This is a genomic window from Tenacibaculum sp. AHE14PA (assembly GCF_019278465.1).
GTDB classification, from domain to species: domain Bacteria; phylum Bacteroidota; class Bacteroidia; order Flavobacteriales; family Flavobacteriaceae; genus Polaribacter; species Polaribacter bernardetii.
This window is the reverse complement of the sequence record NZ_CP058983.1, coordinates 2,468,309-2,490,340: the sequence shown is the minus strand read 5'-3', so window position 1 is coordinate 2,490,340 and position 22,032 is coordinate 2,468,309. Positions and strand designations below refer to the sequence as shown.

Genomic DNA, 22,032 nt, shown 5'->3' with positions numbered 1-22,032 from the left:
ACATTTGCTAAAATTGTTTTATATGAAGAATTTAAAAAGAATACTCTTACTAGTTGTTGTAATATTAGTTGTGGCTGTTTATTTTAATTATCCGAAGTTAAATATTTTGGCGGGTTACTCTGCAAAAAACACTGCTTCCTCAGTTTTTTTAGCGGATAGAAGTTTAGCATTTACTGATGAAAACGACAATAATTTTTCTCCTATTAACTTAACTTCTGATGCTATAAATAAAGAAGAAAAATCGGCTACTGGTAGTGCTTTTGGTCTTTTAAAAAGAAAGGCTGTTTACAGAGAAGGTTTAGGTGCTGTTTTAATAAATGATAATTACGATGCTTCTAAAAAAACACTAGTCCCTAAACGTAGTAAACCTGATAATTCTACGCCGTTTCCGTATGGAAATGCTGATCAAAAAGATACGCTATTTTCAAATATTGATTATAAAAAGCTTAACGAAACTATTGATACTATTTTTAACGATGTAAATCAAACTCGTTCGGTTTTAGTTATCTATAAAGATCAAATTATTGCTGAAAAATATAGCGACGGATTTGATAAAAACTCTAAACAATTAGGTTGGTCGATGACCAAAAGTATTGCGAGTACTATTGTTGGAATTTTGCAATGCGAACGAAAATTATATGTGAATTCTGATAATTTATTTGAAGAGTGGAAAAATGATGAACGAAAAAACATTACGCTTCATAATTTACTACAAATGAATTCTGGTTTAGAATGGCTGGAAGATTACAATACAATTTCTGATGTTAGTAAAATGCTTTTTCTTGAAGAAGATATGACTAAAAGTCAAGTAAACAAACCTCTTGCAGGAAAACCTAACGAAACATGGAACTATTCTTCGGGAACCACCAATTTAATTTCAGGGCTAATTCGTAAACAATTTAACACGCATCAAGAATATTTAGATTTTTGGTACAGCGCGTTAATCGATAAAATTGGTATGAATTCTATGGTGATAGAAACCGATATGAGTGGTAATTATGTAGGCTCTTCTTATGGTTGGGCTACGGCAAGAGATTGGTCTAAACTTGGACTTTTATACTTGCATAATGGAGAATGGAATGGCGAGCATCTTTTTGATAAAGATTGGGTAGATTACGCAACTACTCCAACTCCTGGTTCTGACAGATGGTATGGTGCACAAATTTGGTTAAATGCAGGTAACAGGTATCCTGATGTACCAAAAAACATGTATTCATTTAATGGTTATAAAGGACAAAATGTATTTATCTTGCCAAACGAAAATTTGGTAGTCGTTCGTACCGGTCTTACCAAAAATGCCGATATGAATATTTTACTAAAAGGAATTATTTCTTCAATTAAAAAATAAACAATGAATCCATATTATTACGTACTTTCTGTAAACGGAATCCTCTTAGTATTCAGTATTCTTTTTTATATGTTTCCACCTAAAAAGATAAATGCTATTTATGGTTACCGAACCAATAGAGCCATGAAAAATGAGGTTGTTTGGCAGTTTGCTAATTCATACTTTAATAAACAATTCTTAATTTATTCTGCAATTTCACTTATTGCTTCATTAATATTAGCATATATAGCTAAAGAATTAACGTGGCAACCAATGGCTATTATGTTATTATCTTTAGCGGTATCTGTAATTAAAACAGAACAAGAAGTTAATAAGAATTTCGATGAAGAAGGAGAAAAAATAAAATAAAAAACACAGATCAATTAAACAAAAAACGTCCTTATAACTATATGTAAGAAGGACGTTTTTATATTTTGATAACTAAACTTATTACTTTACATATTCTTGTTTTAATAAGGTGATATCATCTATAATTTTTTGCATGTTCTCTTTTTTGGTTCCATCATACGAGCCTCTAATTTGTCCTTTTTTATCAATCAGAACAAAGTTTTCGGTATGCACCCAATCGTTTTCTCCGCCATCACCTTCATCTAAAACAGCAAAATAATGTTTACGAGCTAAATTATAAATGTGTTTTTTATCGCCTGTAGTAACATTCCATTTTCCGTCAATTACACCTTTCGCATCCGCATATTTTCTTAATTGAGGCACACTATCCATAACCGGAGTTACCGAATGTGATAAAAACATAATATCATCATCATTTTTATAATGTGTTTGTAATTCGCTCATATTATAAGCCATTACAATACAAATTGTTTGACAACGCGTAAAAAAGAAATCAGCTATATAAATTTTATCTTTATAATCGGCATTAGTAATTGTTTCTCCGTTTTGATTGATCAATTTAAAATCACCTATTTTATGATTTTTTGACTTTTTTCTAACAGAAACATCTACCAATCTTGGATTGATATCTGCTGGATTATAAACAGGTAACTTTTCTTCTACTTTTACCAAATGATAAAAAACAGGAATACCCACCGCACAAAAAGCAATTAAAAAAATGATGGTACTTTTTGATTTTTTAAAGAATTTTAAATCCATTTTAGTGTATTTTTTGCAAAAATACGACTAAAAACAAGGCTTATATATCTTATATCATAAAAGATTTGTTAAAACCAAACCTCATCTATACTACAAACTTTTACAGCTCTTATGAAAAACGTACATTTGTCCGATTTTAAATTTAGATATACACCTTTATGGAAATTTTAATAAAAGCATCACAATTTATTTTAAGCTTATCGCTTTTAATCGTTTTACACGAATTAGGGCATTTTATTCCTGCTAAAATATTTAAAACTAAAGTAGAAAAGTTCTATTTATTTTTCGATTATAAGTTTTCATTATTCAAAAAGAAAATAGGTGATACTGTTTATGGTATTGGTTGGATTCCGTTAGGAGGATATGTAAAAATATCTGGAATGATTGATGAAAGTATGGATACTGAGCAAATGGCATTACCACCACAACCTTGGGAATTTCGTTCTAAACCAGCATGGCAACGTTTAATAATTATGTTAGGTGGTGTAATTGTAAACTTTATTTTAGGTATCGTTATATACATTTGCTTAATGTATGCTTATGGTGAAAAATTTTTACCAAACGAAAGTTTAAAAGATGGTATTTGGGTACAAGATCAGTTAGGTAAAGATTTAGGTTTACAAACAGGTGATAAAATACTTTCTGTTGATGGTGAACAAATTCAGAAATTTAGAGAACTTCCTTTAGAGTTTATTAATGGAAATAATTATACTGTTGAAAGAAATGGTGTAAAAGTAGAAAAAGTAATTCCTGTTGATTTTATTTCTAAATTAATAGATCGCGGTAAAAATGCTGGTAGCTTTATCGCGCCAAGATATCCTTTCATAATTGCTGGTTTACAAAAAGACTCATTAAATGCTGATGCAAATATTCTTAAAAAAGATATTATCACTGCAATTAACGGACAAACAATAAAATATTACGATCAAGCAAAACCTATTTTAAAAAGCTTAAAAGGGCAAGACATTACTGTTACTTTAAAAAGAAATAAAGAGGTTTTAAACGTGCCTGTTAAAGTTTCTGAACACGGAAACTTAGGGGTTGTTTGGGGAGCTGCATCGTTACCTGATTTAGAAAAATTAGGATATTACGAATTAGCTGAGAAATCATATTCTTTTGGTGAAGCGATTCCTGCCGGAACAACAAAAGCATGGACTACCTTAACAAACTATATTAAGCAAATGAAAAAGGTTTTTAACCCGAGTACAGGTGCTTATAAAGGTTTAGGTGGATTTATTTCTATCGGTAGCGTATTTCCTGCTGAATTTAGCTGGCAATCTTTTTGGAACATCACCGCTTTCTTATCTATCATGTTAGGTTTTATGAATTTATTACCGATACCTGCTTTAGATGGTGGACACGTAGTATTTACCTTATGGGAAATGATTACCGGTAAAAAACCTGGCGACAAGTTTTTAGAGTATGCACAGTTAACAGGTTTTGTTTTACTTATTATTCTATTACTATTTGCTAACGGAAATGATATTTTTAGGTTATTCAAATAAAGAAACCTAAATTTTATAAAACAGAAAAGCATCGTAATTTTTACGATGCTTTTCTGTTTATATATCAGTAGTAAAATTACTTAGTATAAAACTATTTTCTTTTTTATAAAAAGACTAATATGATTATTAAAAAATTAAACACTCTTATTTTATTGCTTTAAAAAAACAACTCTTCAAGGTAAAAAAAACATATATAAAATTCTTTTTATTACGTTTTAAGCAACAAAAAAGCATCCTACCAAGTAGAATGCTTTTTTGTTTATCTAAGTAGTTAATCTACTATTTATTCATGTTTTCAGTGGCGCGTCTTTCTAGCTCGGCCTGAAATTCTTCCATTACTGGTTTTACAGTGCTTTCTGGTATTTCTGCTACCTTAATATACATTAAACCATCTATTGCGTTATTAAACTTAGGATCTACGTTAAAAGCAACCAAACGTGCATTTTGCTTCACATATTTCTTAATTAAAACAGGCATACGTAATGTTCCTGGTTCAATTTCATCAATAATCTTATCAAACTTCTGCATATCAGCTTCTGTAGAATCAAATACAAAATCTTTATCAGCATCCTTTAACTTTACTTTATATTCCTTTTTAGGATGAATGTACTGTGCAACATACGGGTCGTAGTAATGAGATTTCATAAACTCAATCATTAACGATTTAGAAAAATCAGAAAACTGATTACTAATACTTACTCCGCCCATTAAATATTTATACTCTGGGTATCGTAATGTTGTATGCACAATTCCTTTCCATAATAAAAACAAAGGCATTGGTTTTTGTTGATAGCTTTTAGCTATAAAAGCCCTACCTAATTCAATTGTATTTTGCATCATCGGATACAACTCTGGCTCTATTCTAAATAAAGTATGAATATAAAAACCGTTAATTCCATGTTTTTTATAAATATCTTTACCTAGACCCATTCTATAAGAACCTACCAATTCATTTTGCACATTATCCCACAAGAAAAGGTGGTGATAATACCTGTCGAATTTATCTAAATCAATTGCTTTATTGGTTCCTTCACCTACTTCTCTGAAAGTAATTTCTCGTAATCGACCAATTTCATGTAAAAGATTCGGTATTTCTTTTGCGCTCGCAAAAAACACTTCGTAATTCTTACTTTGTAACAGTCTACTTCCTTTTTCTCTTAGGTCGTTTACTTCCTTAATAAATAAATCAGGAACTCTTTGAGAGGTTATTTTACTTATTTTTTTAGGTATTTTTAAATTCTTGCTTGATAAAATTTTCTGTGAAGCTTTCTCAAACGGATTTGCCAACATATATGTTTTTCTTCTTATAAACTCATAAAAAGAAGGTATATCTTTATATTGTTCTTGGTCTTTTACCGAAATAGGTTTTCCTATCCTTACTTTTATTACTCTCTTTTTACTTGAAATTACTTCTGATGGAAGTTTAGCCGTTCTTAACGTACCGCTAATTTTAGATAACACGTAAAATAACGGACTGTTCTTAGCATGAAAATAAATAGGTATTACAGGCACTTTTGCTTTTTTAATTAAGCGCACAGCTCCTTCTTCCCAAGGTTTATCTACCATTAATTTTCCATCTCGGTAGGTAGAAACTTCTCCTGCTGGAAAAATACCTAATGGTTTTCCTTCACGTAAATGCAATAATGCTCCTTTAATACCTGCCACACTAGATTTTGCATCTTTTCGGCTCTCGAAAGGATTTACAGGCATTATATAAGGCTTTAAAGGCTCTGCTCTATGTAATAAAAAGTTGGCAATGATTTTATAGTCTGCTCTTTTTTCAACTAGTAATTTCAACAATAAAATACCGTCAATCCCTCCTAAGGGATGGTTAGATATTGTTATAAAAGGACCTGTTTTTGGAATTCTTTTAAAATCTTCTTCGGGTACTTCGAACTCAATTTTACAATCATCTAAAAGACCGTTTAAAAAATCTAAATCCGATTTATCCTTATTATTATCATACAATCTGTTAACCGCAGAAATACGTAAAATTTTCATCAACGTCCAACCCAAAAAAGTTCCGGCAGCACCGAACTTATCAACTCCAATAACTTTAGCAATTTCTTTTGATGTAACTAATCCCATTAATTCAAATTTGGCATAAATGCAAATATAACTGAATTTTGCGATATTTTCATTTTTTATTGTATTACCAACTGCGCTGTCTCAGTATTAATCTGACTAATAATCGATTTTCCTTTTTTTCTTATTTCTTTTATTGCTTCTTCATTAAAATGACGAATAGTATAAAGAGTTACCTCTTTATAAGATTTTATATTAAATTTTGTCTTTAAATCGCTATAAAAAGCATCAAAGTTGTTGTACTTATCATCAACACAAACCGAAAAACTGATTGCTGAGTTTTGAATTAGATTTACTTTCAAGTTATAATTATCTAGTTTTTTAAAAATATCACTAATATTACTCTCTACCATAAAAGAGAAATCTTTTGCTGATATCGAAACCAAAATCTGATTTTTTTTCACAATAAAACAAGGAACTTCGGGTGTTATTTTATTTCCTCTACCAACACAAGTTCCTTTATTAGAAAGATCATCAAAAGAACGAACAAATAACGGAATGTCTTTTTGTTCTAATGGCTGAATTGTTTTTGGATGAATTACCGATGCTCCATAAAAAGCCATTTCTATAGCTTCGGTATACGAAATTTCATGTAATAATTCTGTTTTAGTAAATACACGAGGGTCTGCATTTAAAACTCCATCAACATCTTTCCAAATCGTAACACTTTCGGCATCTAAACAATAAGCAAAAATTCCTGCGGTATAATCAGAACCTTCTCTCCCTAAGGTTGTTGTTTCTACACCAACACTACCAATAAAACCCTGAGTTATATTTAATTGTGAAGTAACTACATTTTCTTTAATTATCTTCTCTGTTAATTCCCAATTAACTTTTGCATCTCTATAATTAACATCTGTTTTTATATAATCTCTTACATCTAAAAACTTATTGTTTATTCCAATTTCTAATAAATATGCACTTACGATATTTGTAGATAATAACTCACCATACCCAATCATTTGATCGTATACATAATTGTATTCTTGTGATTTATTACGAGCCATAAAACCGCTTAAATCACCTAATAAAGAATCTACTTTATTATAAATTTGATGATTTTTTGGAAATAAGTCTTCAATAATTTTTTTATGAAAATCTTCAACAAAATCTATAGTGCTTTTTAGATTTTCTTTTTTATAAAAATACGCATCTATAATTTTCTCAAAAGCGTTTGTCATTTTCCCCATAGCAGAAATAACAATCAATACACCATTTATACCTTCTTGTTGTAAAACACGACTTACATTTTTTACTCCATCAGCGTCTTTTACCGATGCACCACCAAACTTAAATATTCTCATTGCAAAATTGTGTTAAGCTTTGTTCATTCATATGGCAAACTCTCCACTGGTCATATACTGTTGCGCCTGTGTTTTTATAAAACTCTATCGCATTTACATTCCAGTCTAACACCTCCCAAGCAACTCTTTTAAAGCTGTTTTCTTGTGCATATTTCATAATTGAAGTATATAATTTTTTTCCTGCTCCTATTCCTCTTTTAGCTTCAGTAACCATTAAATCTTCTAAATGAAGTGTTTTCCCTTTCCATGTAGAATAACGCTCATAAAAAAGTGCCATTCCTACAATTGTACCATCTAACTCTTCTGCTACGAACGTTTTAAATTTAGGTTTATTTGAAAATCCATCACGAATTATATCATCAACAGTAATTTCTACCGCATTAGGTTCTTTTTCAAAAACAGCTAATTCAACAATTAAATTAAGTATTGATGCCGCATCTTTTTTTTCTCCTGATCTAACTTTAAAACTCATTATAAAAATTTTTGTGTAAAGATAATTTTTATAATATTCCTTTAAAACAAATAGGAAATTAAAACACATCGTATGTTTTTGTTAAAAATTTTAAAATACTAAATCGTTGTAGAAACGTAAAAAAGTTGGCATCTTTGTACACAACACAAAAATTCGACATGAATAACAAGCACATGACTCTTGGAGAGTTTATTATTGGAAATCAAAGAGATTTTAAATATTCTTCGGGAGAGTTATCTCGTTTAATAAACTCTATACGACTGGCTGCCAAAGTGGTAAACCACGAAATTAGAAAAGCAGGGTTAGTTGATATTACTGGTGCAGCCGGTGATGTTAATATTCAAGGTGAAGCACAGCAAAAACTAGATGTTTTGGCTAATGATCTTTTTAAACAAACACTAATTAACCGTGAAATTGTTTGTGGTATTGCAAGCGAAGAAGAAGATGATTTTGTAATTGTTGAAGGTCAAAGTAAAACAAACGAAAACAAATATGTGTTATTGATGGATCCTTTAGATGGTTCATCTAATATTGATGTAAACGTATCTGTTGGAACCATTTTTTCTATTTACAGAAGAGTTTCTCCAGACGGCACACCTGTTACTAAAGAAGATTTTTTACAAAAAGGAAGCGAACAAGTGGCTGCAGGTTATGTTGCCTACGGTACCTCTACAATGTTAGTTTTTACAACTGGTAATGGCGTAAACGGGTTTACATTAAATCCAGCTATCGGTACTTTTTACTTATCTCATCCAAATATGCAATTTCCTGAAATTGGTAAAATATACTCAGTAAGCGAAGGGTATTTTACGTATTTTCAAGAAGGAATGAAGCGTTTTTTAATTCACTGTAAAGAATTAAACGAAGCTGATAACAGGCCTTATACCGCTCGTTACGTGGGTTCATTAGTTACCGATTTTCATAGAAACATGATTAAAGGTGGAATTTACGTATATCCATCAACAAAAATAACACCTAACGGTAAATTACGTTTATTATACGAATGTAACCCTATGGCATTTATATGTGAGCAAGCTGGTGGTAAAGCAACTGATGGTTTTACAAGAATAATGGATATCAACCCTACCGAATTACACCAACGTGTTCCTTTTTATTGTGGTAGTAAACAAATGGTAGAAAAAGCCGAAGGATTTATGAATGAGTTTTCTGCCGATGAAAAACCAACTTACTAAAGAATAACTATTATTTATACCTAAATAAATTATCGATAAGGCAAACAGTTGTTTGCCTTATTTTTTTGGGTTAAATTTACAATTATATTAATGAATTATTAACTTATTAAAAAACATACAATTATGGCTTTTGACTTACCGAAATTAGGATATGCATATGATGCATTAGAACCAAATATAGATGCTAAAACTATGGAAATTCACCATAGCAAACACCATAACGGATATACTACAAAATTAAATGCTGCTGTTGCTGGTACTGATTTAGAAGGAAAATCTATTGAAGATATTCTTGCTAATTTAGATATGAGTAATGGTGCAGTTCGTAATAATGGAGGTGGATTTTACAATCACTCTTTATTCTGGACAGTAATGAATCCAAAAGATAGAGGTTATTTATCAGGAGATTTAAAAGATGCTATTGAAGCTGAATTTGGATCTAAAGATGCTTTTATCGAAGCTTTTTCTAAGGCTGCTGCAACTCAGTTTGGTTCAGGATGGGCTTGGTTATGTGTGCATCCAGGTGGAAAAGTAGAAGTTTGTTCTACTCCAAACCAAGACAACCCATTAATGCCAGGGGTAACTTGTGGCGGAACTCCAATTTTAGGATTAGATGTTTGGGAACATGCTTATTACTTAAACTACCAAAACCGTCGTCCTGATTATATTGATGCTTTCTTTAAAGTAATTAACTGGAACGAGGTTGAAAAAAGATATGCTGACGCTAAATAGTAATCTTGTTACTTTTTACAGTTCACGCTTATAAAAAAATCCGAAGTTTAAAAACTTCGGATTTTTTATTGCTTATATATTTAACGCTCAAACTATTTTAAAAGAGCTTGCTCTAAATCAGCAATTAAATCTGTTATATCCTCTACCCCAACACTCAAACGGATAAGAGAATCTGTAATTCCTATTTTTAAACGCGCTTCTTCTGGTATAGATCCGTGCGACATTGTTACAGGGTGATTTACCAAACTTTCTACACCGCCTAAAGATTCTGCCAATGTAAATAATTTAGTATTCTCTAGAAACGTAAAAGCTGCCTGTTTACTTTCATCCTTTAAACGGAAAGAAACCATTCCGCCAAAATCATCCATTTGTTTTTTTGCGATATCATGGTTTGGATGATTCGCTAAACCTGGATAATAAACATCACTTACTTTTGGGTGTTTCACTAAATATGCTGCTATAGCTTTACCGTTTTCACAATGACGCTGCATGCGTAAATGCAATGTTTTAATACCTCTTAAAGCTAAAAATGAATCCATCGGGCCTGCGATAGCACCAGCAGCAAATTGTATAAAATGTAACTCTTCTGCCAACTTAGCGTCTTTAACCATTAGGGCTCCCATTATTAAATCGGAATGCCCGCCTAAATATTTTGTTGCAGAATGCATTGTTATATCTGCACCTAAATCTAAAGGACGTTGTAAATATGGCGTTGCAAATGTATTATCAACACCTACTAAAACAGTAGATTTTATAGCCTTTACAGCTTTAGTTATCAATGCTATGTCTGCTATTTTCATTAACGGATTAGTTGGTGTTTCTAACCAAACTAACTTGGTGTTTTCTGATATTGCATTTGTTATATTTTCAACAATATCTGTATCAACAAACTTAAAGTTTAAGCCATATTTCTCAAACATTCTAGTAAATAATCGATACGTTCCGCCATATAAATCATCACCTGCAATAACCTCATCACCGGGGTTTAAGGTTCTTAAAACACAATCGATTGCTGCTAAACCTGATGAAAAAGCAAAACCGTGTGTTCCGTTTTCTAACGAAGCAAAAGCTTTTTCGAGCGCAGTTCGTGACGGATTTTCTCCTCTAGAGTATCCATAACCTTTATGAACTCCTGGGCTAGATTGCGCATATGTAGAGGTTTGAAAAATAGGTGGCATTACAGCACCTGTAGCCTCTTCATGCTCCTGACCGCCGTGTATTGTTTTTGTGTTGAATTTCATCTTTATCTAAATTTAAAAACAAATTCTTAATTAAATCAATAAGTATTTACACTAACTTTAATAAAGCCATTATAGTTCCTAAATGAATTCCTTCATGTAAGTTATTAAAAGAAATTGCTGATTCAATAGAGTCTAACGTAAAACCAAGGCTTGTTTCATACTCATTAAATTCAGTAAAAATTCCAGCTTCATAATCTTCCTGCAACGTATCTGGTAATCCTACTAACAATTCTTTTACCTCTTCAAACTCTTCTTCTGAAAATGTTTCTGTAGGTAACGTTCCTTTTTTATAAGCTTCTATTAACTCATCAGAAGCCAAACAGTTTAAGCCCGATAATTTATAATTCAATAATTGCTGTGTTACTACCAAGTGAGCAACATTCCATGCAATATTATTTTTAAATCCTTCAGGAATTTTATGTAATTGTTCTATTGATAAATGATCGATTTTTTTTAAAATTAATTCTCTCGATTTTTTTAAAATTTCAAATTGCTTGTTCATTATTCTACTTATTTTAGCGTACATCAAAGATAATTATTAAACCATGAAGAAAGTATATTTTTTACAAACTTGTGATACTTGCCGACGTATATTAAAAGAAGTAAATATTGACGGATTTGAAAAGCATGAAATAAAAACAAATGCTGTAACTATTAATCAGCTAGAAGAAATGAGAAAGCTAACAGATAGCTATGAAAGTTTGTTTAATAAAAGAGCTAGGTTATACAAAGAACGAGATTTAAAGAACAAAACAATTACCGAAGACGAGTACAAACAGTTTATTTTAGAAGAATATACTTTTTTAAAGCGTCCTGTTTTTATAGTTGCTGATAAAATTTTTATTGGAAATAGTAAAAAAGTCATCGAAGCGCTAAAAGAAGTAGTCAATTAAAAAAATACTTAGTAAACTAAAAAAAGCTTCAAAATCTTACGATTAAGAAGCTTTTTTGTTGGCCTACAAGGACTCGAACCTTGAATGTCGGTACCAAAAACCGGTGTGTTACCAATTACACCATAGGCCAATAAGTTATTTACAAATATAAAAACAATGTTTTAAAATTAAAACAGAATAATCAGTTTTTATAAGAAATCCTCACGAACTTCGTAAGGATTAAGTTGGCCTACAAGGACTCGAACCTTGAATGTCGGTACCAAAAACCGGTGTGTTACCAATTACACCATAGGCCAATAACTTATTGCGGGTGCAAATATAATACAAAGTTTTATTTCGGCAAATTTTTTATGCTTTTTTTCATTTAACACAATTTTATATCCACTTTTTGTTCGTTAACTATCTCAAAATTATATTTTTGTTTTCAGTAAAAAACCAACAGTAATTAATACTTTCGTACTTTATTATACAGAAAACTATGAACGAATTTAACTACAAAAAATGGAATGTCCTTTTAGGATGGTTTTCATTTGCCGTGGCATTAATCACATATACACTAACCTTAGAGCCTACAGTTAGTTCTTGGGATTGTGGAGAATACATTTCTACCGCAGTAAAACTAGAGGTTGGGCATCCACCAGGAGCGCCGTTATTTCAAATGTTAGGTGCATTTTTTGCCATGTTTAGTAACGACCCAAGTCAGTGGGCAAAAATGGTAAACTTCATGTCTGGTTTAGCCAGTGCATTTACAATTTTATTTATGTTTTGGACCATTACCAACTTAGCTAAAAAAATGGCAATTAAGAATGGTAAATTCAGTAAAAACGAAGCTATTGCTGTTTTAGGAAGCGGATTAGTTGGTGCTTTAGCTTATACATTTTCTGATAGTTTTTGGTTTAGTGCCGTAGAAGGTGAAGTGTATGCAATGTCATCTTTTTTAATGGCTTTATTATTTTGGCTAGGATTAAGATGGGAAAGTGAAATAAATACGCCTAGAGGAAACAAATGGTTGGTAGTAATTAGTTTTGTGGTAGGACTTTCATTCGGAGTACATATTTTATCACTTTTAGTAATTCCTTCTATTGTTTTATTATATTTCTTTAAAACCTACAATAACATCAATATAAAAACAACTGCAATCGCAACACTTATTTCAATACTTGTTTTAGCTTTTGTTTTTAAATTTTTATTTCCGTTTACACTCAAATTTTTTAGTGTTTCAGAATTGTTTTTCATCAATCAAATAGGATTACCATATAATACAGGAACCATTATTGCTGGTATTGTTTTAATCGCCTTATTTTTCTTCGGATTAAAATATACACGTACAAAAAACTTAGTAATGGCAAACACTCTTGTGCTGTCTGTACTATTTATTATGATTGGTTTTTCGTCTTGGTTAATGTTACCAATTCGTGCAAATGCAGATACGGTTATTAACGAAAACAATCCGTCAAGCGCACGTGAATTATTAGCCTATTATAACCGTGAACAATATGGTGATGCGAATGTTTTTTATGACAAGTATTATTCTGTTTCTTACGACAGAACGCAAGATGCAGATCAACCGTATAAAGACGATAAACCTAAATACGAAAAGAAAGACGGAAAATATGTTATTGTAAATAAATACAAGAACGTATTGCCAAACTATTCTAGCAAACACAAAGGTTTTATACCTCGTATGGTAAATCCTGCGTCGGAAAAAGAATACAAAAGAATTGCCGGAATTCCTGCCCGAAGTAAAAGACGACCTACGTTTGTAGAAAACATGAAATTCATGATTGATTATCAATTCGGATACATGTACGGACGCTATTTTATGTGGAATTTTGTTGGAAGGCAAAATGATGCACAAGGACATTTAGATATTGAAAATGGTAATTGGTTAAGCGGAATAAATTTTATTGATGAAATGCGCTTAGGATCGCAACAAAACCTACCAGACGACATTGAAAACAACAAAGGACGTAACAAATACTTCTTCTTACCTTTAATTTTAGGATTAATTGGTTTGTTTTATCAATCTAAAAAAGACAAAAAGAATTTATACACCCTTGCCCTATTCTTTGCTTTTACTGGTTTTGCTATTATATTTTATACCAACCCAAAGCCTTTTGAGCCTCGTGAACGTGATTACGCCGTAGTAGGATCGTTTTATGTATTTGCTATTTGGATAGGTTTTGGAGTATTCGCATTATATGATTACCTAAAAAGTTACGCAAACAAAAGAACCGTTGCAATTGCCGTTTCAGCCGTTTCACTATTAGCGGTTCCTGTTTTAATGGGCGTTCAGAACTGGGATGATCATGATAGAGGTGATCGTTATGTATCTCAACTAAACGCACAAACGTATTTAGAAAGTTGCGACCCAAATGCTATAATTTTTACTATTGGAGATAATGATACTTTTCCGCTTTGGTACATGCAGCAGGTAGAAGGCGTGCGACAAGATATTAAGATTGTAAATACTAGTCTTTTTCAAACGGCTTGGTATATCGACCAGATGAAAAAGAAAACCTATGAAGCAGATCCTATTCCGTCGCAATTAACACACGACCAGTATAAATACGGAACTTTAGACGTTGCCTATTATTACCCACTGCCTCAGTTAAAAGACTCAGTTCTTCCTATTAAAGATTTTATGCGATGGATTGCAAGCGATAATGATGCTACATATTTAGAAGTTACTGAAGACTCTAAAGAAAAGTTTTACCCAACCAACAGAATTAGAATTCCTGTAAACAAAGAAAATGTTTTAAAAACAGGATTGGTAGCACAGAAAGATGCTGATAAAATTTTAGACTACATAGATATTACTGTTGATGAGCAAGGTTTAACAAAAAATAGAATCTTAATGCTCGATATTTTAAATAATTTCGATTGGAAACGCCCAATTTATTTTACCGGTGGCGCCAATGCTGATGAAGAGTATATTTGGTTGAAAGATTATTTACAATTAGATGGAATGTCTTACAAATTAGTACCAATCAAAACATCTAACAGAGGAAAATCTATATTCGACATGGGACGCATCGATCCTAAAAAAATGTATGACAACGTTAAAAAATGGGATTGGAAAACCATAAACAATGGTGAAATTTATTTAGATGAACAAAGCAAGCGTAACGCGATATCTATTCGTAACAACTTAATGCGTTTATCTGAAGAGTTCTTAAAAGAAGGTGATTCTGTTAACGCGAAAGATGTATTAGATTTATCATTATACAAAATGCCAATCAACGATTTTGGGCATTATAGTATTTCTTTAGGATATCCTGAATTATACTATCGTATAGGAGATAAAGACAAAGCACGCGAAACTGCGGAAACATTAATAAATGTTTTTCAACAAAAATTAAAATATTACAGCACTTTTAAAGATAGTGATGTTGATTTAATTCTTGATAATTTAGAAACTAACTTATATATGTATCAGAATATCATACAACAAGTTACGAAGTATGATAAAGATATGGACTATGGTAAAAAAGCTTTTGAAGGATACTTAAATCATGCGCGTTTGTTTAAACACTTGATGTCCGACGAAGAGGAACAAGAACAGTTTCCGCAAGAATTAGACACTATTAAACCTTAATTTTTGAGGTATATTATATAAAAAAAGCAGCGCAACTAAAATTAGTTGCGCTGCTTTTTTATATAAATATGTTATATGCATTTGAGATAAGATTACAGCAATAAAATACAGTACCGTTCTCACGATAGTTAAGAAAAATAATTCTTTTAAAGAATATCCTAAGTTTAAAACAACAACTTAAACGTACTGTTGTACTAAACCAATTAAAGTATTAGCATCTTGCTCTCCTGTTTGACGCCATTTCATCTCTCCTTGTTTATAAATCATAAACGTAGGGTTTCCTTTAACGCGCAAAGCTTCTGCTAAAATTTCGTTCTGTCTGATATCAATCTTTATCACTTTTGCCTTATCACCTAAAGCAGCAGCAACATCACGAAGGGTATCTAAACTAGGCTCTAACTCACTCCAATCGGTGTAAAAATCAATTAAAACTGGCTTATTTATACTTATAATTTCACCAAACTTTGTCATTCTATATAATATTTACATGTAATATCATTCAAAATTACTGTTTTTTTTCTAATTAGATATTAACATTTGTTAAAAACACTGAAAATCAACCTTTTTTCAGTTCAATTACTGTAATTTCTGGCCAAATACCAACTCTACCAGGAAAAGCATGATAACCAAAACCTCTATTTACATTAATATATCGCCCAAATTCATTGTATAAACCAGCCCATTGTTTGTATACGTATTGAGACGGACTCCATTTAATCCATCCTGGTATTTCAATCCCGAATTGCAAACCATGCGTATGTCCACTTAAAGTTAACTGATAGTTAAAATCGTCTTTTTTCACCTTATATTCCCAATGACTCGGGTCGTGGCTCATTAAGATTTTAAAATCTTCTTTCTTTATTCCTTCGGATGCTTTTTTAAGATCTCCTTTTTGATTGAAACCTTTTCCCCAATTTTCTACACCAACCAAGGCTATTCTTTGTCCGTCTTTTTCTATATATTTATTTTCATTCAGTAATAAATCGAACCCAATTTTCGGATGCAGTTCTTTTATCGCATTAAAATTTTCAGCCTTATCTTCCTCAGTTTTCCATTTAGAATAATCTCCGTAATCATGATTTCCTAAAACAGCATATTTACCAACAGGAGCAGCTATTTTCTTAAAAACATCAATCCATTCATCCATTTCGTAAGCAAAATTATTTACAAGATCTCCTGTAAATAAAATCATATCTGATTTTTGTTCGTTAATTAAATCAACACCATAAGATATTTCTTCTTTATTCGTAAAACTACCCGAATGTATATCTGTTATGTGTGTAATTGTAAATCCGTCAAAAGCTTCTGGCAAATCTTTAAACGACAATTGATATTTTATCACTTTATAATTGTACTTACCTCTAAAAATACCATACAATATACTAGCAAACGGAATCGCAGCAATACCCAAAGCTAGTTTAGCCACAAAAGCCCTCCTGCCCGCTAAAGGTTTTGTTTCGTTTGATGATAAAAAAGAAATTCCCTTTCCTATCAACCGAACTACATCTTCACCAATCATAAATATCAAAATAAACAACTTAGGTAATAACACTACCAAAAGCGCTCCTACCGCCATTTGAAATTGCGGGGTTTGCCCCGAGCTTCTATCCGAAGAAAACACCACGTAAAAAAAGTTAACATACGCTAACAAACCTAAAAGTAGCCATCCATAACGAATAAATTTATTCTTTGTTATGGTCTTAACTGCCTGAAAAGCATAGGCTTCAAAAGCAACAATAAGTAATGAAATAATTATAATTGATAGCAACCAACGAGACATGTTTATTTTTTTTAAAAGTCGAACAAAGATAGGTTGATTATTGAAAATCAATTTTTAACATCTTGTTAAAGTTTCGTAGTTTTACAATCTTCAATTATAGAAACAAATGGCAGATCAAAAACGACTTTTTTTACTAGATGCTTTCGCATTAATATTTAGAGGATATTACGCTTTTATAAAAAACCCCCGAATTAACTCGAAAGGAATGGATGTTTCTGCAATTTTGGGTTTTACAAATTCGTTATTAGATGTTATAAAACGTGAACGCCCAGATCATTTAGCAGTATGTTTTGATCGCGGTGGATCGGTTGCCAGAGTGGATGCTTTTCCTGAGTATAAAGCGAACAGACAAGAAACGCCAGAGGCGATAAAAATTGCAGTACCGTATATCGAAGAAATTTTAAAAGCAATGAATATTCCTGCTATTATAAAAACAGGATATGAAGCCGATGATATTATTGGAACTTTAGCTAAAAAAGCCGAAAAAGAAGGTTATAAAACCTATATGGTAACGCCCGATAAGGATTTTGCACAATTAGTTTCTGAAAATATTTTTATGTATCGACCACGTTTTGGTGGTGGGTATGAAACTTGGGGAATACCCGAAGTACAAGAGAAATTTGGCGTAGAAAGACCAGAACAAGTGATTGATTTCTTAGGAATGATGGGAGATTCTGTTGATAATATTCCCGGATTACCTGGTGTTGGTGAAAAAACAGCTAAGAAGTTTTTAGCAAAATATGGCTCAATGGAAAATCTGCTTGCAAACACAGCAGATTTAAAAGGTAAAATGAAAGAAAAAGTAGAAGCGAATGCCGAACTTGGAATTTTATCAAAAGAATTAGCAACGATTATGTTGGATGTTCCTGTTGAATTTCATCAGGAAGATTTTGAAATGTGCCAACCAAATATCGAAGCAACTAAAGAAATTTTCACCAATTTAGAGTTCCGTCGTTTAACTGATAATTTCTTAAAAGCTTTTGGGGTTACCGAAAATACATCCGAAGTAAAAAAAGATGAAAAAACAGCTGCCAAACCAAAAAAAGTAGCTGATAAAAGTACTGCTGGACAATTCGATTTATTTGCTGCTCCGGGTGCCGGAACTATTACCGAGGTTGAAATTGCTTCTGGTTACAGAAACATTAACAACACCAAGCATCTTTATCAGCATGTAAACTCTCCTTTATCAAGAAAGCTATTATTAAACAAGTTAATGCAACAAGAATCTGTTTGTTTTGATACAGAAACTACAGGTTTAAAAGCGCTAGAAGTTGAATTAATCGGGATTTCTTTTTCTTGGGAAATTGGCAAAGGATATTATGTTTCTTTTCCAGAAGATCAAGAAGAAACAGCTGCAATTTTAGAAGAATTTCGTGCTTTTTTTGAAACATCAACGATTGAAAAAATTGGTCATAATTTAAAATATGACATCAAAGTTTTATCAAACTACAATATTCCTGTAAAAGGAAAATTATTTGACACCATGATTGCGCATTATCTAATAAACCCTGATATGCGACACGGAATGGATATTTTAGCAGAAACCTATTTAAATTATCAGCCTGTTCCTATTACAGAATTGATTGGTAAAAAAGGGAAAAATCAACTTTCTATGCGAACTGTTGATACTGCTAAACAAACCGAATATGCCGTTGAAGATGCCGATATTACTTTGCAGTTAAAAGAACATTTTACCAATGAATTAGAAAGCGGAAACGTTACTAAATTATTTAACACGATTGAGACTCCGTTAGTTTCGGTTTTAACAGCTATGGAAATAGAGGGAATCAACTTAAATATTCCTTTCTTAAAAGAGCTTTCGGTTGATTTAGCAAACGATATTGAACGTTTAGAAAAAAGTATTTACGAGCAAGCCGGCGAAGAGTTTAACATTGCTTCACCAAAACAATTGGGTATTGTTTTGTTTGAAAATATGCAATTGGTAGAGAAGCCTAAAAAGACAAAAACAGGGCAATATTCTACTGCCGAAGATGTGTTATCTTTCTTAGCAAAAGAGCATCAAATTATTAGAGATATTCAAGAATATCGTCAGTATAAAAAATTACAAAGCACTTATGTAGATGCTTTACCAAATGAGATAAACACTAAAACCGGTCGTATTCATACTTCATACGCGCAAGCAGTTGCGGCAACAGGAAGATTGAGTTCTAATAACCCGAACTTACAAAACATTCCTATTCGTACAAAACGCGGACAAGAGGTTCGTAAAGCTTTTATTCCTAGAGATGAAAACCATGTATTAGTTGCTGCGGATTATTCTCAAATTGAATTGCGAATTATTGCTGCTTTAAGTGAAGAAGAAACCATGATTGAAGCCTTTAAAAATGGCGAAGATATTCACGATTCTACCGCTGCAAAAGTTTTTAATGTTCCGTTAAGTGAAGTTACTCGCGAACAGCGAAGCAATGCAAAAACAGTAAATTTTGGAATCGTATATGGTGTTTCTGCCTTCGGATTAAGTAATCAAACCGACTTATCTCGTAAAGAAGCGAAAGCATTAATTGATACCTATTATGAAACGTATCCTAAATTACGTAATTACATGGCAGCACAAGTAGATTTTGCTCGTGAAAACGGCTATGTAGAAACCGTTTTAAACCGTCGTAGGTATTTAAAAAACATCAATTCTCAAAATGCTATTGTTCGTGGTGCTGCAGAACGTAACGCAGTAAATGCGCCTATACAAGGAAGTGCTGCCGATATTATTAAATTAGCCATGATTAACATTTACAATCGATTTAAAAAAGAAGGTTTTAAATCGAAAATGCTATTACAAGTGCATGATGAATTGGTTTTTGATGCGCATAAAGACGAGTTAGAAATTATTAAACCAATAATTAAGGAAGAAATGGAAAATGCCTTTAAAATGGCTGTTCCTTTAGATGTTGAAATTGGTGAAGGAGAAAATTGGCTACAAGCACATTAATTAAGAAAGAAGATGGAGTTAGATTATATAGAAAATGTAAATGGTTTTGATGAACATGTTGTTCGTTTATACAATTTCGACAAAACCGAGGCGATTAAATTTAGGGATTTAATTAAAGAAACTATTGTTGAAAAAAGACAAAAATTAGATTTAGCTGAAGTTGACTTCATAGAACCTCGTAATTGTAATTTAATTTTCGGTTTGTTTAAATCTGACGAAGGAATACTTACGAAAGACAGTGAAACGTTTTTCTGCGTATTAACTTTAAACGGATTTAATACGATGCTAAAACTGATAGAACCTTATTGCAATAAAGACTCAAGGAGTTATCAATATTTATATGATATCGACAATCCAACCGAATTATTATTCTGCCCTAGTGCAACGTCTTATGATGAGTAATTATTAGATTAAGTTAGCTATCATTTTTTTATAATCCAATAAAGTGTATTCCGATTCTGGATTATTATTTAATAAATTTTCATTCTGAAATATGAATAGTGTAAAATAATACTCGTAACTTTTATTCAAAATATTAAAGTCTTCTAAATAATTATCTATTCTGCTAAAGGCAAGGGATTTCATATTGTCAACTTTTGGTGGAGAAAAAGTGTAAATTATATCCTTAAGTTTACCACTACTTAAAACACTAATTTTAGAATTAATTAATTTCTCATCTACGTGGTTAAAAATACTTGCAGAAGCAAGTTTAAGTTCATTGCCTGAATTATAATTTTTCCTTAAAGCTTCATTGTATTTTACTCTTTTTGCACTGAAATTAAATAACAATTTGTAATTCTTTGGCTCAAATTCCTTTAAAATTAGCAAGTATAAAGTCAAATAAGTTTCGAAAAGAGTTCCTGAGTTATTCTGAATAATATTTGGCAAGGTTAAACTACCTGACACATCACTTTCTTTTAGTCTATTAATAATTAAGTATTTATTAAGAATTTTCTTTATTCTTCTTGGGTTTTGAAAATGAATCCTCTCAAAAAAAGTATTTATTAAATCACTTAAATTTTCGTTTTTTACTTTTTCAGAATTATCAAAATACTGGTTAACGAGTTTTGAAACATCTGCATACTCTGGCATTGAAAAAGAAATGTCAAAAATTTTTTCTAAATATTCATTTGCCTTAACAACTGCTCCGTATTTAGTTTTTACCGCTTCTGTAACCGCTTTTTTATCAATACCACATAAGAAAATTGTTTTTTTACCAAAGGTGAAGAATAATTTAATTGCTGACAGCAAATTCAATACATTTTCAGGCTCGCATCTATCTAAGTCATCAATAAAAACAATATTATATTTTGGTGCTTTTTCTCTTTTAGTAATTTGAGTTTCCCAATTAATAAAATCTTTAGAAAACCGTTCTTTTAACTCAAAAAAGGTTTGATTATCGACATGATCAAGCATTTCTTTAGCACTAAAATTTGCAAAAGAAGTTTTAAAAGTTACAGATTTTGCAAAACCTTCTAATAGTTTGCTTCCGTTTTTAAAAAAATCATCAACCTTGGTGTTAGATTTTTTAGCCAAAAACTCTAAAAGTGAATTCGCTAAATTAGCATCACTCTCAAATTGCCAAGCTTCAAAGAAAAAAGAATTAAAAGACCCTTTTAATTCTTTTTCAAGGTATTTCATTAAAGTACTCTTACCGCTTCCCCAATCGCCATATATTGAAAAAAATTTAATTTCTGAAAACTCATTCTTATTACTAAGAAAAAAAGATTTTATTAAATCTCCTTTCTCTATAATACCTATATAATCGTTTTCTGCCGATAAATTTTCAATTGGTAAATTTGACAAAAGTTTTGACATAGCTTTTTT

The 22,032-nt window shown here is 31.4% G+C and carries 18 protein-coding genes and 2 tRNA genes; 9 read left to right on the top strand and 11 right to left on the bottom strand.

Annotated features, from left to right (window positions below):
* The first annotated feature begins 22 nt into the window (after positions 1-22).
* The gene (locus H0I30_RS11460; RefSeq protein WP_218771995.1) at positions 23-1,348 is read left to right on the top strand and encodes a serine hydrolase; all 1,326 of its coding nucleotides are present in this window, start codon (positions 23-25) and stop codon (positions 1,346-1,348) included.
* Positions 1,349-1,351: 3 nt separating this feature from the next.
* Positions 1,352-1,696 carry an SdpI family protein gene (locus tag H0I30_RS11455; RefSeq protein ID WP_218771994.1) on the top strand — a complete coding sequence of 115 codons (345 nt, stop codon included), beginning with the start codon at positions 1,352-1,354 and terminating at the stop codon, positions 1,694-1,696.
* An 81-nt stretch (positions 1,697-1,777) separates the two neighbouring features.
* On the opposite strand, the gene H0I30_RS11450 is transcribed toward H0I30_RS11455, so the two are convergent.
* Positions 1,778-2,455: an SCO family protein gene (locus tag H0I30_RS11450; protein WP_218771993.1), complete on the bottom strand. Its 678-nt coding sequence runs from the start codon at positions 2,453-2,455 to the stop codon at positions 1,778-1,780.
* 158 nt (positions 2,456-2,613) lie between these two features.
* Here H0I30_RS11450 and rseP point away from each other — a divergent pair, with 158 nt between their 5' ends.
* Positions 2,614-3,960, top strand: coding sequence for an RIP metalloprotease RseP (rseP, locus tag H0I30_RS11445; protein WP_218771992.1), 1,347 nt, complete (start codon positions 2,614-2,616; stop codon positions 3,958-3,960).
* A gap of 279 nt (positions 3,961-4,239) precedes the next feature.
* Here rseP and H0I30_RS11440 read toward each other — a convergent pair whose 3' ends face one another.
* The 3 genes from H0I30_RS11440 to H0I30_RS11430 are packed head-to-tail and all read right to left on the bottom strand — an operon-like array spanning position 4,240 to position 7,821.
* Positions 4,240-6,048, bottom strand: a complete 1,809-nt coding sequence (locus H0I30_RS11440) for a lysophospholipid acyltransferase family protein (RefSeq protein WP_218771991.1) — start codon at positions 6,046-6,048, stop codon at positions 4,240-4,242.
* 56 nt (positions 6,049-6,104) lie between these two features.
* On the bottom strand, positions 6,105-7,349 hold the full coding sequence (locus tag H0I30_RS11435) for an aspartate kinase (RefSeq protein WP_218771990.1): 1,245 nt from the start codon (positions 7,347-7,349) through the stop codon (positions 6,105-6,107).
* On the bottom strand, positions 7,336-7,821 hold the full coding sequence (locus tag H0I30_RS11430) for a GNAT family N-acetyltransferase (RefSeq protein WP_218771989.1): 486 nt from the start codon (positions 7,819-7,821) through the stop codon (positions 7,336-7,338). Before H0I30_RS11430 ends, H0I30_RS11435 begins: the two co-directional genes overlap by 14 nt.
* 158 nt (positions 7,822-7,979) lie before the next feature.
* Here H0I30_RS11430 and fbp point away from each other — a divergent pair, with 158 nt between their 5' ends.
* Positions 7,980-9,014, top strand: a complete 1,035-nt coding sequence (fbp, locus tag H0I30_RS11425) for a class 1 fructose-bisphosphatase (protein ID WP_218771988.1) — start codon at positions 7,980-7,982, stop codon at positions 9,012-9,014.
* Between the two features lie 123 nt (positions 9,015-9,137).
* The gene (locus H0I30_RS11420; RefSeq protein ID WP_218771987.1) at positions 9,138-9,746 is read left to right on the top strand and encodes a superoxide dismutase; all 609 of its coding nucleotides are present in this window, start codon (positions 9,138-9,140) and stop codon (positions 9,744-9,746) included.
* A gap of 92 nt (positions 9,747-9,838) precedes the next feature.
* On the opposite strand, the gene H0I30_RS11415 is transcribed toward H0I30_RS11420, so the two are convergent.
* Both H0I30_RS11415 and H0I30_RS11410 read right to left on the bottom strand, forming a co-directional pair.
* Positions 9,839-10,987, bottom strand: coding sequence for a cystathionine gamma-synthase (locus H0I30_RS11415; protein ID WP_218771986.1), 1,149 nt, complete (start codon positions 10,985-10,987; stop codon positions 9,839-9,841).
* Positions 10,988-11,033: 46 nt separating this feature from the next.
* On the bottom strand, positions 11,034-11,489 hold the full coding sequence (locus tag H0I30_RS11410; RefSeq protein WP_218771985.1) for a DinB family protein: 456 nt from the start codon (positions 11,487-11,489) through the stop codon (positions 11,034-11,036).
* 43 nt (positions 11,490-11,532) lie between these two features.
* Here H0I30_RS11410 and H0I30_RS11405 point away from each other — a divergent pair, with 43 nt between their 5' ends.
* Entirely contained in the window at positions 11,533-11,880 is a 348-nt protein-coding gene (locus H0I30_RS11405; protein WP_218771984.1) for an arsenate reductase family protein, read from the top strand.
* A 58-nt stretch (positions 11,881-11,938) separates the two neighbouring features.
* Here the strand turns inward: H0I30_RS11405 and H0I30_RS11400 are convergent.
* Positions 11,939-12,010, bottom strand: a tRNA-Gln gene (locus H0I30_RS11400).
* Between the two features lie 94 nt (positions 12,011-12,104).
* Positions 12,105-12,176, bottom strand: a tRNA-Gln gene (locus H0I30_RS11395).
* Positions 12,177-12,358: 182 nt separating this feature from the next.
* On the opposite strand from H0I30_RS11395, the gene H0I30_RS11390 reads away from it, so the two are divergent.
* On the top strand, positions 12,359-15,478 hold the full coding sequence (locus H0I30_RS11390; protein WP_218771983.1) for a DUF2723 domain-containing protein: 3,120 nt from the start codon (positions 12,359-12,361) through the stop codon (positions 15,476-15,478).
* Positions 15,479-15,655: 177 nt separating this feature from the next.
* Here the strand turns inward: H0I30_RS11390 and H0I30_RS11385 are convergent, their stop codons facing one another.
* Both H0I30_RS11385 and H0I30_RS11380 read right to left on the bottom strand, forming a co-directional pair.
* Complete coding sequence (locus tag H0I30_RS11385; protein WP_218771982.1) at positions 15,656-15,949, bottom strand: co-chaperone YbbN; 294 nt, start codon at positions 15,947-15,949, stop codon at positions 15,656-15,658.
* A gap of 85 nt (positions 15,950-16,034) precedes the next feature.
* On the bottom strand, positions 16,035-17,258 hold the full coding sequence (locus H0I30_RS11380; RefSeq protein ID WP_218771981.1) for a metallophosphoesterase: 1,224 nt from the start codon (positions 17,256-17,258) through the stop codon (positions 16,035-16,037).
* Positions 17,259-17,364: 106 nt separating this feature from the next.
* Between H0I30_RS11380 and polA the strand changes: the two genes are divergently transcribed.
* Positions 17,365-20,205, top strand: coding sequence for a DNA polymerase I (gene polA, locus H0I30_RS11375; RefSeq protein WP_218771980.1), 2,841 nt, complete (start codon positions 17,365-17,367; stop codon positions 20,203-20,205).
* 12 nt (positions 20,206-20,217) lie between these two features.
* On the top strand, positions 20,218-20,607 hold the full coding sequence (locus tag H0I30_RS11370; RefSeq protein WP_218771979.1) for a hypothetical protein: 390 nt from the start codon (positions 20,218-20,220) through the stop codon (positions 20,605-20,607).
* Positions 20,608-20,610: 3 nt separating this feature from the next.
* On the opposite strand, the gene H0I30_RS11365 is transcribed toward H0I30_RS11370, so the two are convergent.
* A complete protein-coding gene (locus tag H0I30_RS11365; protein WP_218771978.1) occupies positions 20,611-22,023 on the bottom strand; it encodes a P-loop NTPase fold protein in 1,413 nt (470 codons plus the stop codon).
* Positions 22,024-22,032: the final 9 nt, after the last annotated feature.

Coding starts and splice junctions, on each gene's coding strand:
- H0I30_RS11450 (WP_218771993.1), bottom strand. CDS start 2,455: ATGGATTTAAAATTCTTTAAAAAATCAAAAAGTACCATCATTTTTTTA.
- fbp (WP_218771988.1), top strand. CDS start 7,980: ATGAATAACAAGCACATGACTCTTGGAGAGTTTATTATTGGAAATCAA.
- H0I30_RS11365 (WP_218771978.1), bottom strand. CDS start 22,023: ATGTCAAAACTTTTGTCAAATTTACCAATTGAAAATTTATCGGCAGAA.
- H0I30_RS11420 (WP_218771987.1), top strand. CDS start 9,138: ATGGCTTTTGACTTACCGAAATTAGGATATGCATATGATGCATTAGAA.
- H0I30_RS11410 (WP_218771985.1), bottom strand. CDS start 11,489: ATGAACAAGCAATTTGAAATTTTAAAAAAATCGAGAGAATTAATTTTA.
- H0I30_RS11385 (WP_218771982.1), bottom strand. CDS start 15,949: ATGACAAAGTTTGGTGAAATTATAAGTATAAATAAGCCAGTTTTAATT.
- H0I30_RS11460 (WP_218771995.1), top strand. CDS start 23: ATGAAGAATTTAAAAAGAATACTCTTACTAGTTGTTGTAATATTAGTT.
- H0I30_RS11380 (WP_218771981.1), bottom strand. CDS start 17,258: ATGTCTCGTTGGTTGCTATCAATTATAATTATTTCATTACTTATTGTT.
- H0I30_RS11405 (WP_218771984.1), top strand. CDS start 11,533: ATGAAGAAAGTATATTTTTTACAAACTTGTGATACTTGCCGACGTATA.
- H0I30_RS11390 (WP_218771983.1), top strand. CDS start 12,359: ATGAACGAATTTAACTACAAAAAATGGAATGTCCTTTTAGGATGGTTT.
- H0I30_RS11370 (WP_218771979.1), top strand. CDS start 20,218: ATGGAGTTAGATTATATAGAAAATGTAAATGGTTTTGATGAACATGTT.
- rseP (WP_218771992.1), top strand. CDS start 2,614: ATGGAAATTTTAATAAAAGCATCACAATTTATTTTAAGCTTATCGCTT.
- H0I30_RS11435 (WP_218771990.1), bottom strand. CDS start 7,349: ATGAGAATATTTAAGTTTGGTGGTGCATCGGTAAAAGACGCTGATGGA.
- H0I30_RS11440 (WP_218771991.1), bottom strand. CDS start 6,048: ATGGGATTAGTTACATCAAAAGAAATTGCTAAAGTTATTGGAGTTGAT.
- polA (WP_218771980.1), top strand. CDS start 17,365: ATGGCAGATCAAAAACGACTTTTTTTACTAGATGCTTTCGCATTAATA.
- H0I30_RS11455 (WP_218771994.1), top strand. CDS start 1,352: ATGAATCCATATTATTACGTACTTTCTGTAAACGGAATCCTCTTAGTA.
- H0I30_RS11430 (WP_218771989.1), bottom strand. CDS start 7,821: ATGAGTTTTAAAGTTAGATCAGGAGAAAAAAAAGATGCGGCATCAATA.
- H0I30_RS11415 (WP_218771986.1), bottom strand. CDS start 10,987: ATGAAATTCAACACAAAAACAATACACGGCGGTCAGGAGCATGAAGAG.